At 72.6% G+C, this 14,663-nt stretch carries 15 protein-coding genes and 2 pseudogenes; 8 read left to right on the top strand and 9 right to left on the bottom strand.

The window, feature by feature from the left end; genetic code table 11:
• Positions 1-114: 114 nt before the first annotated feature.
• Positions 115-1,299 carry an amidohydrolase gene (locus tag ACEXOX_RS35490; RefSeq protein WP_406524959.1) on the top strand — a complete coding sequence of 395 codons (1,185 nt, stop codon included), beginning with the start codon at positions 115-117 and terminating at the stop codon, positions 1,297-1,299.
• Between the two features lie 64 nt (positions 1,300-1,363).
• Here the strand turns inward: ACEXOX_RS35490 and ACEXOX_RS35485 are convergent, their stop codons facing one another.
• Positions 1,364-2,365: an ABC transporter substrate-binding protein gene (locus ACEXOX_RS35485; protein WP_406524958.1), complete on the bottom strand. Its 1,002-nt coding sequence runs from the start codon at positions 2,363-2,365 to the stop codon at positions 1,364-1,366.
• Between the two features lie 154 nt (positions 2,366-2,519).
• Between ACEXOX_RS35485 and ACEXOX_RS35480 the strand changes: the two genes are divergently transcribed.
• On the top strand, positions 2,520-3,317 hold the full coding sequence (locus tag ACEXOX_RS35480) for an ABC transporter ATP-binding protein (protein ID WP_406524957.1): 798 nt from the start codon (positions 2,520-2,522) through the stop codon (positions 3,315-3,317).
• A 162-nt stretch (positions 3,318-3,479) separates the two neighbouring features.
• On the opposite strand, the gene ACEXOX_RS35475 is transcribed toward ACEXOX_RS35480, so the two are convergent.
• Positions 3,480-4,682: a glycosyltransferase gene (locus tag ACEXOX_RS35475; protein WP_406524956.1), complete on the bottom strand. Its 1,203-nt coding sequence runs from the start codon at positions 4,680-4,682 to the stop codon at positions 3,480-3,482.
• Between the two features lie 274 nt (positions 4,683-4,956).
• Between ACEXOX_RS35475 and ACEXOX_RS35470 the strand changes: the two genes are divergently transcribed.
• The 3 genes from ACEXOX_RS35470 to ACEXOX_RS35460 all read left to right on the top strand — a co-directional run bounded on the left by ACEXOX_RS35470 (position 4,957) and on the right by ACEXOX_RS35460 (position 6,747).
• Positions 4,957-5,727: a 2OG-Fe dioxygenase family protein gene (locus ACEXOX_RS35470; protein ID WP_406524955.1), complete on the top strand. Its 771-nt coding sequence runs from the start codon at positions 4,957-4,959 to the stop codon at positions 5,725-5,727.
• 83 nt (positions 5,728-5,810) lie between these two features.
• Positions 5,811-6,473: a HemK2/MTQ2 family protein methyltransferase gene (locus ACEXOX_RS35465; protein ID WP_406524954.1), complete on the top strand. Its 663-nt coding sequence runs from the start codon at positions 5,811-5,813 to the stop codon at positions 6,471-6,473.
• A 4-nt stretch (positions 6,474-6,477) separates the two neighbouring features.
• Positions 6,478-6,747, top strand: coding sequence for a CDGSH iron-sulfur domain-containing protein (locus tag ACEXOX_RS35460; protein ID WP_406524953.1), 270 nt, complete (start codon positions 6,478-6,480; stop codon positions 6,745-6,747).
• Here ACEXOX_RS35460 and ACEXOX_RS35455 read toward each other — a convergent pair.
• The gene (locus tag ACEXOX_RS35455; protein ID WP_406524952.1) at positions 6,727-7,611 is read right to left on the bottom strand and encodes an iron-containing redox enzyme family protein; all 885 of its coding nucleotides are present in this window, start codon (positions 7,609-7,611) and stop codon (positions 6,727-6,729) included. The two genes, ACEXOX_RS35460 and ACEXOX_RS35455, sit on opposite strands and share 21 nt — an antisense overlap.
• 218 nt (positions 7,612-7,829) lie before the next feature.
• A complete protein-coding gene (locus ACEXOX_RS35450) occupies positions 7,830-9,170 on the bottom strand; it encodes an FUSC family protein (RefSeq protein WP_406524951.1) in 1,341 nt (446 codons plus the stop codon).
• Positions 9,171-9,450: 280 nt separating this feature from the next.
• Here ACEXOX_RS35450 and ACEXOX_RS35445 point away from each other — a divergent pair, with 280 nt between their 5' ends.
• Together ACEXOX_RS35445 and ACEXOX_RS35440 are read left to right on the top strand one after the other, a co-directional pair.
• Positions 9,451-9,711: a hypothetical protein gene (locus tag ACEXOX_RS35445; RefSeq protein ID WP_406524950.1), complete on the top strand. Its 261-nt coding sequence runs from the start codon at positions 9,451-9,453 to the stop codon at positions 9,709-9,711.
• Between the two features lie 100 nt (positions 9,712-9,811).
• Positions 9,812-10,513, top strand: coding sequence for a hypothetical protein (locus ACEXOX_RS35440; protein ID WP_406524949.1), 702 nt, complete (start codon positions 9,812-9,814; stop codon positions 10,511-10,513).
• A 130-nt stretch (positions 10,514-10,643) separates the two neighbouring features.
• Here ACEXOX_RS35440 and ACEXOX_RS35435 read toward each other — a convergent pair whose 3' ends face one another.
• From ACEXOX_RS35435 to ACEXOX_RS35420, 4 genes are all read right to left on the bottom strand, one after another.
• A complete protein-coding gene (locus ACEXOX_RS35435) occupies positions 10,644-11,300 on the bottom strand; it encodes a DUF2637 domain-containing protein (RefSeq protein WP_406524948.1) in 657 nt (218 codons plus the stop codon).
• 640 nt (positions 11,301-11,940) lie between these two features.
• Complete coding sequence (locus tag ACEXOX_RS35430; RefSeq protein WP_030024513.1) at positions 11,941-12,135, bottom strand: hypothetical protein; 195 nt, start codon at positions 12,133-12,135, stop codon at positions 11,941-11,943.
• Between the two features lie 340 nt (positions 12,136-12,475).
• Complete coding sequence (locus ACEXOX_RS35425; RefSeq protein WP_406526569.1) at positions 12,476-12,595, bottom strand: BBE domain-containing protein; 120 nt, start codon at positions 12,593-12,595, stop codon at positions 12,476-12,478.
• A 96-nt stretch (positions 12,596-12,691) separates the two neighbouring features.
• Positions 12,692-13,645 (bottom strand): helix-turn-helix domain-containing protein, encoded by a 954-nt coding sequence (locus tag ACEXOX_RS35420; protein ID WP_406524947.1) that lies wholly within the window; start codon positions 13,643-13,645, stop codon positions 12,692-12,694.
• 202 nt (positions 13,646-13,847) lie between these two features.
• Here ACEXOX_RS35420 and ACEXOX_RS35415 point away from each other — a divergent pair.
• Positions 13,848-14,075: pseudogene (locus ACEXOX_RS35415) on the top strand (PIN-like domain-containing protein); the annotation flags it as partial.
• Between the two features lie 135 nt (positions 14,076-14,210).
• Here ACEXOX_RS35415 and ACEXOX_RS35410 read toward each other — a convergent pair.
• A pseudogene (locus ACEXOX_RS35410) lies at positions 14,211-14,644 on the bottom strand (hypothetical protein).
• Positions 14,645-14,663 lie beyond the last annotated feature (19 nt).

The following is a 14,663-nucleotide window of genomic DNA, read 5'->3' as shown; positions in this document are numbered from 1 at the left end:
TCGCGGACCGGCCGGCAGCCCGCACACAAACTTAGGGAAGCCTAAGTTATTTTTACTCTTCTGCGGTGCCGCCGACCGCCACCGGCACCGGTCACCGAGCCCGAAGAGGAGACGATGACGTCCGCCCCCGCCCCCGCCCCCATCCCCGGCCCCGCCGCGCTCACCGCCGTCAAGGACGCCGTGCGCCGGCACATCAAAGGTAAAGACACCGTCCTGACCGACCTGAGCCGCCGTATCCACGGCCGTCCCGAGACAGCCTTTACCGAGCACGAGGCAGCCTCCTGGTGCGCCGGACTGCTGCGCGAGCACGGCTTCGAGGTGACCGCGCCCGCCCACGGCCTGGACACCGCGTTCACGGCCACCACCGGGACCGGCCCGGTCACGGTGGCCATCGCCTGCGAGTACGACGCCCTGCCGGACCTCGGCCACGCCTGCGGCCACAACCTGATCGCCGCGGCCGGTGTCGGCGCGGCGCTGGGCCTGGCTCCCTACACGGCGGAACTGGGCCTGACGGTCCGGGTCGTGGGCACGCCGGCCGAGGAGCGCGGCGCGGGCAAGGCGCTGCTGCTGGAGGCGGGCGCGTTCGACGGGGTGGACGCGGCGATGATGGTGCACCCGTGCCCGTTCGAGATGTCCGACTTCCGGTCCTTCGCGCTGGGCACGCTGTCCGTCACGTACGCCGGCCGCACCGCCCATCCCAGTCTGAACCCGCACGAGGGCCGCAACGCGGCCGACGCGCTGACCGTGGCCCAGGTCGCCCTGGGCCTGCTGCGCCAGCAACTGCCGCCGCAGTGGCGGGTGCACGGCGTCACGACCTCGGCCGGCTCCGCGCCGAACGCGATACCCGACCGCGCGACGGCCGAGTACGAGATCCGCGCCGAGGCCGCCGAGGACCTGCGCGAGCTGCGGGAGCGCGTCGAGGCGTGCTTCCGGGCCGGGGCGCTGGCGACCGGCTGCGAGGTGACCCTGGAGCGCCCGGAGCCCGACTACCTGGACTTCCGCGGTGACCCCGGGCTGATCGCCCTGTGGGGCGCCAACGCGCGCGCCCTGGGCCGTCCCGAGCCGGTCGAGCGCGGGCCCTTCGCCTGTACGGACATGGGCAATGTGTCCCATGTGGTGCCCGCCATCCACCCCGTGCTGGACATCAGCGGGGGCGCCTGCGGGCCGCACGAGCCGGAGTTCGCGGAGGCGGCGGTGGCACCGCGGGCCATGCGGGCCATGCTCGACGGAGCGGTGGGCCTGGCCTGGACGGCGGCGGACTTCGCGTACGCCAGGAACGGCGGCGCGGCCGGGGCATGACGGAGTGCCGGTGGCGCCCCGAGGGGTGCCACCGGCACCGCAGTGGCCTCCCGGCCGCTCCGGCTCAGGACTTGGACAGCGCCTTGCTGATGTCGTTCATGACGACGTCACTGGCCAGCGGGCCGCCGCGGGTGGACCAGACGGAGCCGTTGACCGTCACCACGTGGCCCTTCTTCACCGCGCCCAGCTCCTTGTAGGCGGGCTTGGTCTGCACGTCCTTGAGGGCCTTCTCGCCGTCGGAGGTCAGGGTGGACAGGAACAGCCAGTCGCCGTCGATCTCGTCGATCTTCTCCAGGCTGAGCGACGGGGCGTGCGCGTTGCCGTCCTTGTTCTGGTTGGCGGGCCGCTGCAGACCCATCTCCAGGGCGACGCCGCTGGCGAACTGCTTCTTCTCCATCCAGCTCGGCCCGTCCGGGTTCCAGCGCACGATGGAGACGGCGGCGCCCTTGTTCGCGCCCAGCTTCTCGCCCGCCTGCTTGGCGGCGGCCTCGTGGTCGGCGATGACCTTGTTGGCGTCGTTCAGCTTGTTGACGGCGTTGCCGATGCCGCGGAAGGACATCTTCCAGTCGTCGGTGGGCGCCATCGTCACCAGAGTGGCGGGGGTGATCTCGCGCAACTGCTTGAGGACCTGCTCGTCCTGCATGTCACCGGCGAGGATCAGGTCGGGCTTGGCCGCGACGACCTTGTCCATGACGGGCTTGAGCAGGCCGCCGACGATGTCGATGCCCGCGACCTTGTCCTTCAGGTAGGCGGGCGGCTCGTCCAGGCCCTGCCCGTTGGTGATGCCCACCGGCTTGATCTTCAGCGCGAGGACCGCGTCCAGGTCCTCCTGGGTCAGCGTGACGATCCGCTTCGGGTTCGCGGGCACCTCGACGACCTTGCCGGTGGCGTCCTTGACCGTACGGGTGCCGCCGGACGCCGCCGCGTCCTTGCCGCCCTTGTCCATGGCGTCCGCGCCGGAGTCCGAGCCGCAGCCGGTCAGCAACAGCGCCGCGGCACCGAGGGCGGCGACGGCCGAGGCGGTACGGCGTCGGGCGGTGAGAAGTGAGCGGCGGGACACGGTCATCGGGGACTCCGGGTTCAATGGGACATGACGTGACAAGGCGTGCGTACGGCGGCCGCGGCAGCCGTTCGTGCGCCACTTAGCGTTAAGGTTAGCCTTACCTTATGACAAATAGGCAAGAGGTGTGACCTCTCGCCCCGGGGAAAGGCCGGCCACAGTGGAACTCCGCGTCGAGCAGCTCACCGCCGGATACGCCGGGCACCCGGTCGTCGACCGGGTCGATCTGACGGTGGAGTCGGGCCAGGTGGTGGCGGTGGTCGGCCCCAACGGCTGCGGCAAGTCCACCCTGCTGCGCTGCATGGCGCGCCTGCACGAGCCCGCCTCCGGCCAGGTGTTCGCCGGCGACGCCGACGTGTGGCGGCTCAAGCAGCGGGAGGCGGCCCACCGCATCGCCCTGCTCCCCCAGTCCCCGCAGGCACCCGAGGCGGTCACCGTGGCGGGCCTCGTACGGTACGGACGCCACCCGCACCAGGGCCTGTTCCGCCAGTGGTCCCGCGAGGACGAACGGGCCGTGACCCGCGCCCTGGAGGCGACCGGCACCACCGGCCTGGCCGACCGCCGCCTCGACCAGCTCTCCGGCGGCCAGCGTCAGCGCTGCTGGCTGGCCATGGCCCTCGCCCAGGAGACCCCCGTCGTACTGCTCGACGAACCGACCAGCGCCCTCGACATCGGCCACGCCGTGGAGGTGCTGGACCTGGTCCGCGAGGTCGCGGCGGCCGGGCGGACCATCGTCATGGTCGTCCACGACCTCGCGGCGGCGGCCCGCTACGCCGACACGGTCGTCGCCATGCGGGCGGGCCGGGTGGTCGCCGCGGGCCCGCCGCGCGAGATCATCGACGCGCCGCTGGTGAAGGAGCTGTACGGCGTCGACGCGGAGATCCTCGCCGCTCCGTCCGACGGTTCGCCGGTGGTCGTGCCGACGGCCCGCGCGGCGGCGGGGGCCGTACGGTCCTGAAGGACCCCGCCCTCGCCTCCGCGAAAGCCCCCGAAAACACCACGCGGGAGTGCGGCGCCCCCGTCCCACGACGGGCCCGCCGCACTCCCAGCCGGTACAGCCTCAGGATGCCTGTGCCGCCTCAGGAGGCCGGTACAGCCTCAGGCGACCCGCGCCGCCTCCTCAGGCGATGAGCTTCTCCAGATCGTCCACGACCTGCCCGACGTCCGGCAGCGCCAGGCTGGCGAGCTGCGCCTGCCGGATCCTGGCGGCGATGCCGCGGTCGTCCAGGATGTCCCGGCACACGGCGGCCACGGCCTCCGGCGCGGTGTCGGTCAGGTGCCGGCCGAGCCCCAGTTCCTGCACCCGCTGGGCGTTGGGCAGCTGGTCGCCGAAGTTCGGCAGCACCGCCATGGGCGTGCCCGTGCGCACCGCTTCCCTGACGCTGTTGTAACCGCCGTGGGTGACGAACAGGTCGGCGCACTCCAGCAGCAGCGGCTGCGCGAGACGGTCCGTCAGGTGGACGTGCGGCGCGGGCTCGACGCCGCCGGCCGGGCTGATGCCGCCGGTCGCCACCACGGCCGTGCAGTCCAGCCGGGACAGGCCCGCGATGATGGTGCCCAACTGCTCGGCCGGGTCGGTCATCCCCACCGGCAGCGGGGTGCCCTCGGGCAGCACCTCGCGGAACATCGGCAGTGCGGTGCCCACCGCGGCGAACACCAGGGGCCGGTCGGTGGGCAGTTCGGTCACCCAGCCGGGCAGTCCGGCGGTGCGGTCCACGACGGTGGTCTGGCGGTAGGCCAGGACCGTCGAGGGGAAGTGGGCGAAGGAGAACGCGGCGGGCAGGTAGTCGAAGCGGCCGTGCGGGTAGAGCGATCCGGCCTCCTCCTGCACGGGCAGCTCCAGCCGCTCGCGCAGCTCGTTGAGACCCGGCAGCAGGCTTTCCGGGTCAAGGATGTTGACCGTCCCCGCGGGGATGGGCAGCTGCGGGATGCCGAGCCGCTCGGCGAGCAGGCACGCGCCGAAGTCCATGCCGTCCCGGATGATGACGTCCGGGCGTACGGTACGGGCCAGCCCGGCCAGTGCGTCGTGGCTCTCGACGGCCATGTCGCCGACGAGCCGGTCGAGCAGGATGCGCAGGTGCCGGTCCTCCTCGGAGACGCCGTCCGCTTCCGCCGACTCCTCGGCGTCGTCCTGCCAGCCGGACCCGAAGTCGATCCGGGGCAGGCAGGTTTCCACCGTCACGGGATCGGCGGCGAAGACGGGGGCCACTTCGGGCGTCGTGGCCACCGTGACGTCGTGGCCGGCCCCGGCCAGCGCGCGGGCCAGTGGCAGCAGGGCTCTGCCGTGCGACGGAGAGCCGGTCGCGGTGCACAGGACGCGCATGGGTTCCTCTTCTCTGGACGTTCTCTGGCGGAGGCGGTGCGATCACCGTAGGAAGCCCCGAAAAGAGGTGTCAAAGAAAGATGACGCCATACGACGACATTGAGTCATCCGGCATGAACAGGCCGCCGAGCGGGCAGTACCCGCCCCATGATCCACCGCGGCGCCCCCGTACCGGGCGCCGGGTGCGCGCAAGATGCGATCAGCGGCCGGCCGCCACACGATGGGACCACGCAGGCGCTGCGGCGCACGCCCGGCAGGAAGGCGGACAACCGACGTGGAGCACATCGAGGACCGCTCGGCACCCTCCGGCACCGGCGGCACGGCCGGGGCCGACTCCCCGGTCGAGGCCGCGCGCTCGTGCCTGACCCACTCCGCCGTCTGTCTGATGTCCCCGGCCTCGGTCCGGGCGCAGCTGGGCGCGGACGACACGGCGTGGGCGCGCTTCGCCGCGCACTGGGACGACCTGGGCGAGGACCGGTACGCGGCCGAGCAGGGCACCCGCAGACTGCGCCGGTACGGCCAGTTCTCCCTCACCCCGGCCACCGGCGAGATCGTCCAGCTGTCGCACACGCCGTTCGTGCAGCCGAAGGACACCAATCCGCTGTACGAGACGGTGGACCGGCACTTCGAACCGCTGACCGACGCGTTCGTCGCCGACCCGCTGCTGCGGCCGCTGTTCACCCTGCTGGGTCAGGCGGCGGCCGCCCTGGACGACGCCGGGCGGTGGATCGTCAAGGTGCACCCCTTCCGGGTCGTGGCGACGGCCGACGACGCGGGCGACCCCACCCCGGAGGGCCGCCACAAGGACGGCGTCACCCTGGTGTCGTCCCTGCTCGTCGACCGTGACAACGCCACCGGCGGCCAGAGCAGCGTCTACACCCACGACGGGCGGGAACTGCTGTCCACCACCCTGTACCGGCCGGGCAGCCTGCTCCTGTCGGACGACCGGGACTCGCTGCACTGCGTCTCCCCGATCCGGCCGATGGACCGGTCACGGCCCGCGTACCGCGACGTGCTGGTGACCACGCTCACCGCCGTGCGGTGACAGCCGTCGGGCCGCTCGGCGTCCTGGCACCGCGTCTTTCGTCCGTCGTGAGATGAACGTTGCTTCCGGGGTACTCGTGACCCGTGTTCTTCATCAAACCCCCTGGCGTGTACGCGCCCCAGGAAGACACCGGAATGCTGGCCGCGGCCCTCCGGCGCGAGACGCTGCGGCCGGGCGCCGAGGTGCTGGACGTGGGCGCGGGCAGCGGTGCCCTGGCGGTCGCCGCGGCCCGGCACGGCGCCGGGCGAGTCACCGCGACGGACGCGGCGTTCGCCGCCGTGCTCACCACCCGGTTGAACGCCTGGTTCGCCGGGCACGCGAGCCGGGTGCGCGCACACCGCGGCGATCTGCTGCGCCCCGTGGCCGGGCGCCGCTTCGACCTGGTCATGGCGAACCCGCCGTACGTTCCCTGCCCGGCACCCGTACTGCCGCGCGGCGGCCGGGCGCGGGCGTGGGACGCCGGGCCGGACGGCCGGGCCGTACTGGACCGGCTGTGCGCGCAGGTGCCCGTGCTGCTCGCCCCGGGCGGTGTGCTGCTGCTCGTCCACTCCCAGCTCTGCGACCCCGACCGGACCGTGGACCTGCTGACGGACGCCGGGCTGGAGACCTCGGTCACCGACCGGAGGTTCATCCCGTTCGGGCCGGTGATGCGGCAGCGCGCCCCGTGGCTGGAGGCCCAGGGGCTGATCGCCCCTGGCCAGGACAAGGAAGAGCTGGTGGTGGTCCGTGCGCAGCGAACCGAGTGAGCTCATGCGCGAATCCGTACCGGAGCGGACGGAGCCGGCGCGCAAGGAGGCGCGCCGGGTCGTCCAGGACCCCGGTGGCCCGGTGCTCATCGAAGGCCCGGTGGAAGTGGAGGCGGACGACGGGACCGTGGTCCGTTCGGACCGCCCGTTCGTGGCGCTGTGCATGTGCCGCCGCAGCCGTACCTTCCCGTGGTGCGACACCAGTCACCGCAGCCGCAAGCGGCCCCCGGCCGCGCGGACGGCCGGCGGCGCGTCAGATCGCGGCGAACAGTGAGGACTCGCCCGCCTGCCAGGCGCTGAGCAGATGCTCGCCCAGCCGGTCCTCCAACAGTTCGGTGGCGCCGATGCCGAACGCGACGTCCGGGGCGAGCGCGGGCTCCTCCCGCAGCAGTCCCTTCACGACCTGGTGGCGCACCACCTGTTCGTGCACGGCGTCCGCCTCGACGTGCTCGGCGTAGAAGTGCACGGCCGCCGGCCCGGCCTCCAGCCGCTCCAGCGCCTGCGCGAGGCGGCGGGACCCGGGCGACGAGGTGATCTCGACCCAGGCGAAGTGGCCTATCAGGGCGCCTCGGTGCACGCGGTGCAGCCCGAAGAGCGACATCAGGTTGTTGACGGCGAGCATCTGCCGGGAGCAGGCGCCCAGGTAGCGGCCGTACGTGCTGTCCAGGCCGAGGTCGTCCATCAGCTCGGCGAAGAGCCGCGAGTGCACCCGTTCGGCGCGGCCCGCCCCGAACTCGTCGTACTCCACCGCCATCATCCCGGCCTTGGCCTGGCCCCACAGGCGCGGCACGACCCACAGGTGGGGGTCGGCCTCCTTGAGGTGGTAGAGGGACCGCTGGGCCGCGTACTCCCGCAGGTGCCGGTGCTCGCCCTTGTCGCGCAGGAAGTGCGAGACGCCGTCGCTGTCCGCCGGCTCCACCAGCAGGCCGTCGAGCAGCGCGTCCACGTCGTCACGCGCGGGGACGTCGGCGCGCAGCGCGCCGAGGAAGGCGTGCTCCAGTGCGGCCCGGAAACGCAGCAGTTCCGGATCCCACTCCCAGGTGTCGGGTACGGCGTCGAAGCCGCGGTAGTGCAGCTCGTAGCAGAGGGCGAGGGCGAGTTGCAGGTCGTCGCCGTACGGGTCCGACGCCGCCGCCATATGGCTGTCCGGCAGGCGCACGGTGCCCGGCGGCTGCTCCAGCGCGGAGACGACCGCCGCCGACAGGTCTCCGCGGGCCGGGGGCGTTTCACGTCGCGGTCCTTCCCTTCACCTGTCTCACCCGTCCGGGGGCGGGGTGCCGTGTGGCTCACGAGTGCCCCCGGTGCCTCCGGGGAAACGCCTTGGCCTGCTGGTACGCGCATGGGGGAGGCGTCGGGTCAGGTGGGGTCCGAGGGTCGGCCATCGACATCGACAGCGGTACGGCCCCGGCCCCGCGCACCTCCCGGCTTCACCTCTTGTCCCGGCTTCACCTCTTGTCCCTGCTTCCCCTCCCGCCCCGGCTTCACCTGCCCCCGCGCTTTCCGCCGGCCGTCCGGCTTCCGTGGGTCCGCGGGCACGTCCGGATCCGCGAGAAGGGTCAGCTCGTGCAGCAGCTGCTTCATCTCCACGAGCAGTTCGCCGCTCGCCGCGGCGGCCGGCGGGTCGCGCTGCTCGCGGAAGTCGTCCGCGAGCCCGTCGTACAGCTCCTGCGCCCGCGCACGAGCCCGGCGGTAGCGCTCCCCCGCCGCCGCCCGGTCGCCGTCCGCGATCAAATCCTCCTCGGCCTGGCACAGCGTCGCGGCCTCGTCCGCGAGATCGGCGTAGCGCCGCAGGAACGCCGCGCCGGGCGCGGTCAGCCGGGCCTTGTCCCCCGCCGTGCCGGCCAGCGTGCGGGTGATCGCCGAGAGGTGGGCGACGGCCCGCTCCCACACCGCGTCGGCCTTCTCGGGCGGCGGCGGGGGCGGTCCGGTACGGCGCAGCCGGAAGCCGGGGTTGAAACGGGAGCTCTCGGTGTTCCACTCGCGGGCGCTGGCCAGCGCCCGCAGCACCTGGCCGAGGCGGCGCGCGCGGTCGTGCCAGCCCGCCGCGTCCGTGGCGCTCCGCTCCTCGTCGCGCAGGCCCTCGGCCATGATGCGCAGCAATTCGGCGCTCTCCCGGGGCAGGCGCCGCAGCTGGTCGTGCACATTGCGCAGGTGCACCGGCGGGAGGATCAGCGCGTTGACGGTGATGCCGATGACCGCCCCGATCGCGGTCTCCATGAGCCGGTGCCCGACCTCGGTCAGCGAGTAGGCGCCGTAGGTGATGACGAACAGGGCGGTGGTCGCGCCGTAGATGCCCTGGGCGCCCAGTCTGCGGTGGGTGCCGATCAGCGTCATCACCGGCAGCACGATGAGCATGGCGCCCAGCGTGCTGCCGTCGGTGACGGCCATCGCCGCGGAGGCCAGCAGGGCGCCGAGCACGATCACCACGAGCTGCTGGAGTCCGGACCGCAGCGAGCGGTAGACGGTGGCGTCGACCAGCGCCAGCGCGGTCCAGGGGGCCATCAGGGCCAGCGGCGCGTTCAGCCACCAGCCGGTCAGCGCCCAGGCCGTGACCGCGGCGCCGGCCGCTTTCAGCGACTGGACGACGGTGTCCCGCTCCGGCCCGGACCCCCGCACCGCGCCCCGCACCGTGCGGCCGACCGCGGCCACTTCCCACCACACCCACCGCCACCCGGCCGTGCCCCTCGCCTCCGCCAACGCCGCCTCCCGGCTCACTCTTCCGTGCGGGTCGGGTCCGCCGCGGTCACCGGTGGCCCGGCGCGCTGGGTACCCATGATCGTCCGCCCTAGTCGGACCGGCCGGCCACCGCGCCGCGTCGAACACCCCTGCCGTTCCGTCTGCCGCACGGGTGATCCCGGGCACCCGTAGGGGTGGTCGCGCGGACCACGGCGCTTCGTAACCGTCCGAGCCCGCCTTGACTGGATGCGCGCTTTCCCGCGTAGCGCCACCGTCCCGCACCACCTATCCCCCGACTCCCATGGAAGCTCTCACCCTGATGCGTATCCGTTCCGCAGTCGTCACAGCGCTCGCCGCGGCCGGCGCGGCCGCCCTCGCCCCGCAGCCCGCCGCCGCGAACTCGGCGTCGAGCCCGACGATCTCCTCCCTCACCGAGTCCGAGGCCGTCGGGCTGCTGCGCATCCCGCTGAGCGAGTCCAACGTCGCGACGGTCCTGGGCCTCGCCGAGACGGCCGCCCGGCCGCTGAACATGGAGAAGGGCGCCTCGCTCACCGGGAAGTGACAGCGCGGGGCAGTCGCCCCCAGGGCGCACACACGTACGAGCCGCTGCGCACGCGTGCGCCCCCGTCTGCGCCTGCCCGCCCCCTCGCCCCGACGGCACCGTGGAGTACAGAACCGGTACCCCGGACTCCGACGAGGAGAGCGAAGTGATCCACATCAGCGAGACGCTCATGCTGCAGACGGTCGAGGAGTTCCTCACCGCGGAGGAGATCTCCCGGCTGGTCAAGATCATGGACAGCGAGGCGGCCGGCTGGCAGCCCCGCCACCAGGCCGAGGTCCTCAAGGCCCCGGCCACCGCCCAGGAGGTCCTGGCCGACGCCACCCAGCGGGCGCTGCCCGCGATCCGGCGCAGTATGCCGTCCATCGCCGGATCAGGGCACTGGGGTTACACCGAACTCGCCGTGGGTGAGAGCGTGCCCACCCACCTCGACGGGATCAGCAGCCCGCGGACGCCGCCCCGGCGCATCGGCCGGATCGGCGTGACGATCGCGGACGCGGCGGAAGGCGGCCGGTTCTACATCGAGACGACGTCGGACTCCGCTCCCTGGACCGACACGCTGCTGGACGCGGCCGACGGGTACGAACCGGGTACACCGCTCAGCCGCAGCCTGCCGCACGGCCCCGCCGTCCACGAGGACACACCGCAGTGGCTGAGCGCGCCGCGCAAGAGCCGGTGGCTGACCGACGCCGGGCCGGGGGTGGCCGTCGCGTACGGCGCGCAGGTCATCCACGGCGTCACACCGGTGCTCCGCGGCCGGGTACGCAAGTTCGTCACCGACCTCGTGGACACGGCGACGGCCTGACGCCGAGCGGTGGGTCCCCGCCGCCCCCGGCCGCATGTTCCCAGCCTCGTGCGCCCGGCCTCCTTCACTCGGCTTCCTTGGTTCCGCCTCCTCCTCGGACTCCTTCGTTCCGCGCCTTCCCCTCCCCGCATCACCCCGCTGAACGATGGCGGTGCTGGCCCCGGTTGCTCTGTGCGTGCCGGGCGGCGGGCGTCGGTGCGGTGGCGAGGTCGAGCTGGCGTACGAACTGGTGGAAGCAGAGCAGGACGGTCAACGGCGGGAGGCCCGCCACGGCGATGCCCGCCGGGGAAGGGTGCACCTGGGCGATGCAGAGCAGCGTGGCCACGGCGGCAAAGAAGATCACGACGGCCCAGGAGTGCAGCGTACGGCGCCGGTAGGCGCGGGCGCGCAGGATGGACAGGGTGGCCACGACCCACGGTCCGTAGATCAGCAGTGGCCACAGCCCCGCGATGTCCGACGGGGCGACGCCGTCCGCGATCGCGCGCAGCGACGGGTAGGAGGCCACCGCGCCCAGCGCGGCGACGGCGATCGCGATCACCGCCGTCATCAGCACGGACGACGCGCTCAGCAGGCGCCTCCAGGACCAGCCGACGGGCGCCGCTTCACCGTCCGCGTCGGCGTCGGAGTCCGGTGCGGCGCATCCGGCCGAGTCCGCCGGGAAGAACGCGGCCTCGTCCGCGGGGAAACCGGTCCCGGCGGCGTGGAATCCGGCCCCGGAGACGTGGAAAACAGCCTTTCCGGGGTGGTACACGATGTCGTCAAGGTGGTGAGCGACACCGTCGTCCAAACGATCCGGACGATCCGAGTAGTCCAAGTGGTCCGAGTGGCCAAAGTGGTCCGCGTATCCCAAGTGGTCCGAGTGACCGGGGTGATGGGCGACACCGTCGTCCGACGGGTACGCGATGTCGTCGGTGGGAAAGACGGCCCCGGGGTGGCGGTAGAGCCCATCGGGGTGCGGGGAAAAGGCTTCGGGGGGAAGACGGCCTCGGCGGCCGGAAACACGGACTCGCCGGCCAGGAACACCGGGTCACCGGCGGGGAACACGGACTCACCGGCCGGGAAAACGGACTCGCCCACCGGGAACGCGGCCGCCGGGCCGCCTGCCGCAGGGGGCTGTTCGGCGGTGTCCCACAGCTCCGCCAGCTCGTGGCCCAGCTCCTCCACGACGGCGGCGTCCCACCCGTCGGCGGCCATCTCCCGGCCCAGGTACCCGTCGTGCGGGTAGTGCGGGTACGGGTACGGGGTGCCGCCGGGAAAGGCGCCGGGCTCCGTGCTCTGGCGCGGCAGCCGGTGCCGGCCGGTACCGGGAGGCACGGGGGCCCGCGGGGTGTCGTTCACAACAGCTCTCACAGGAATCGGTGGTGGCCGGTGGGGAAGGGGCCGGCCGACGCGCCGCCCGGCAGGGGCGGCGGGCGCCGGTGGAGCCGTTACCGGCCGTCCTTGATGCCGTCGAGGGCTGCCAGCAGCTGTTCCAGCAGGTCACCGGTGTACTCCAGCCGCACGCGCTGCCCGGGGCGCAGCAGATGGACGTCGGGACGGACGTCGGGCGCGCTGCGGGGCACGGTCGAGCTGAGCTGCCAGGAGCCGAGCTGGCGCGTGGGGGAAACGATCGTGTCAGTCATACGTCGTCAACGAACGCGCCTCACAGCGGGTGACTGCGGCATACGGGCGAATCAGAATTAAGATAACTAATTCCTCATAACGGTGCTTCGCTGACGGAACCGGGAGCAGCCGCACCGGCACGAGTGGAGCAGACCGGGCACCGTACGGCCGTCTCATCGGGCCGCCGCCCCGAGGCACACCACTGACCAGCGACAACACCATAAAGGGAGAGTCGCGGGCAAACGGTCAGAAACGCTGACAAAACCGGCACCTTTCCCGCATCGGTCTACGGCCCGCACCGGAGCGCCACGCCTCCCACACCCTGCGCGCCCGCCCCACTCCCCTCACCCTGTGTGCACGTCAGGCCCCCTGCCCCGAAGGGGGAAAGCTGTAGTTGAGTCGAAAGATGTTGCCCGGGTCGTACGTGGTCTTCAGCTCGGCCAAGCGCCGGCGGTCCTCCGGGGCGTACCCGCTGCGCACCACGGTGGCGGAAGGTTTCGCCTCGCAACAGTCCGGCGAGCGACCGGGGATCCGCCGCAAGGCCGTGGTCGCGCGAGAACGCCGCGGGTACGTCCATCATCGTCCAGCCCCTTCCACCGCGCCCGCCGCACCTGCCGCATCCACCGCATCCACCGCATCCACCGCATCCACCAGGAGTTCCCCAGTCCCACCGGCCCCACCGAGCGCACCCGAAGCACCCGGCACACCGGATACCCCCGACCCACCAGCACGCCCCCCACGCCCCCGCAACACCCGCTCCGTCCGCTCATCCATCGGAAAGAACAGCTCGATCGCCAGCTCCGAGAGCGTGACGTCGGCCGGTGCGCCGAAGGTGGCGATGCTGCTGAACATCGCCAGTTCCCCGTACGGAGTCCGGAACCGCATCGGCACCACCGCTTCGCGCGGTCCGCGCTCCTGCGGCGGGGCCGGGGTCTCGTGCGCGGGCACCTCGTAGGCGCGGACCTCCTCGTACAGGGCCCTCAGTGCGGGATCCCCGGTGGTGTGCGCCTGCTGCGCCAGCCCGCCGAGCAGGTACGCGCGCACCTCCCCGTAGTCGATCGCGTATGCCGGGAGGCTCTCTGGATGCAGGGCCAGCCGCATCGCGTTCGGCGTGGGCGCCAGCAGTTCCGGCGGGGCCACGTCGAGCAGGACGCCCATCGCGCGGTTGGCGCGCACCACGTTCCACAGCCGGTCGACGACGACTGCCGGGTACGGCTCATGCCCCTCCAGCAGCATGTCCACCGCCGCACGCACCGCGCGCATGTCCTCGCCCTCCAGCGGACGTTCGCGGTAGACGGGCGCGTAGCCCGCGGCCATCAGCAGGCTGTTGCGTTCGCGCAGCGGTACGTCCAGATGGCGGGCCAGGCGCAGCACCATCTTCTGGCTGGGCCGGGCGCGCCCGGTCTCCACACAGGACAGATGCCGCGACGAGGTGTCCGCGCGCAGAGCCAGCTCCAGCTGACTGAGCTTCCGTCGCAGCCGCCACTCGCGCAACAGCACACCGACCCGCGGAGGTTGCTCAACTCCCATGCGGCCGACCCTACCGAGGCCCCTGCGGACCGGCCATGACCTCAGAGGCCATGCTCCCCACGCACGACCGCACGCCCCCGTCACCACACCTGCCTGCCACCACCACCCCACCCTCGCCCGCCCCGCCAAGGCGCGCGGCACCAGGCGCAGTTGACAGGGACGGCAATGGTGAGCGACACGGCGGACGGCGCGGACAACGAAGATCTCCGCGGAGACCGCCGGACTGCTCGCGCTGGGGCGCCGGCGGGTCGGAGAGCGCGTACCGCCCGGGTACATGGACGCGAAGAAGGACGGTTACGGCGCGGTCGGCGACTTCTTCGTATGGGAACAGCTGCCGCGCGAGGCGTCCCGGCGCCGGTGCGACGTCCTGTTCGTGACCGCGGACGCGAAGGAGGACTGGTGGCGCAAGGAACGCGGCAACAACCGCGGCCCCCGGCCCGAGGTGGCGCGCCGGCTCCACGGTCCGCCGCGCGCCCACCTGCGCCGCCGGGGTGCGCTGCACCGTCCCGGCCATCAACGGGTGGCTTCCCGGCCATCAACGGGTGGCTGTGATCGGCACCCGTCGCTAGAGCTCGTGGTCCTGCGCCAGCCCTTCCCAGTCAGTGCTGCGAAGCGCGAGGTCTGCGTCCTCGCCCGACGGGACGTCCAAGCCGGTCTGGAACCAGATCACGATGAGGGCGGAACGGTGCAGCACCTGGTCGAGCTCAGGGGCGACCGCTGTCGAGCGGAAGGCACCGACGCAAGCCACGGCAGGCAGCACCTCGACGGGCCCGAAGGCGCCGGCGGCCCGGTCGTCCGGGTACTCGCGGAAGGGGGAACCAGGTGGACCGGTGCGGCGGGAAACGCACGCTCAGCCTGCTGCTTGAGGCCGCTGACCTTCATGTCGTTGACGAGCTTGCACGGGTAACCCTCCAGCATTCCTCCGTAGGTCGAAGACATACGCAGCTCGTCGAGCTGGATCGAACGGCCGGACGAGAGGGTGAGGTGGCTCAGTGACATGTCGACAACCCTATGCGCA

It is taken from the genome of Streptomyces sp. Ac-502, from assembly GCF_045222935.1.
GTDB lineage: Bacteria > Actinomycetota > Actinomycetes > Streptomycetales > Streptomycetaceae > Streptomyces > Streptomyces monomycini.
This window is presented reverse-complemented; position numbering and strand designations above follow the sequence as displayed.

Bases quoted from the DNA above. Each gene is read 5' to 3' on its own strand.
- ACEXOX_RS35490 (WP_406524959.1), top strand. From the start codon at position 115: ATGACGTCCGCCCCCGCCCCCGCCCCCATCCCCGGCCCCGCCGCGCTC.
- ACEXOX_RS35485 (WP_406524958.1), bottom strand. From the start codon at position 2,365: ATGACCGTGTCCCGCCGCTCACTTCTCACCGCCCGACGCCGTACCGCC.
- ACEXOX_RS35475 (WP_406524956.1), bottom strand. From the start codon at position 4,682: ATGCGCGTCCTGTGCACCGCGACCGGCTCTCCGTCGCACGGCAGAGCC.
- ACEXOX_RS35460 (WP_406524953.1), top strand. From the start codon at position 6,478: ATGCGCGAATCCGTACCGGAGCGGACGGAGCCGGCGCGCAAGGAGGCG.
- ACEXOX_RS35455 (WP_406524952.1), bottom strand. From the start codon at position 7,611: ATGGCGGCGGCGTCGGACCCGTACGGCGACGACCTGCAACTCGCCCTC.
- ACEXOX_RS35445 (WP_406524950.1), top strand. From the start codon at position 9,451: ATGGAAGCTCTCACCCTGATGCGTATCCGTTCCGCAGTCGTCACAGCG.
- ACEXOX_RS35430 (WP_030024513.1), bottom strand. From the start codon at position 12,135: ATGACTGACACGATCGTTTCCCCCACGCGCCAGCTCGGCTCCTGGCAG.
- ACEXOX_RS35420 (WP_406524947.1), bottom strand. From the start codon at position 13,645: ATGGGAGTTGAGCAACCTCCGCGGGTCGGTGTGCTGTTGCGCGAGTGG.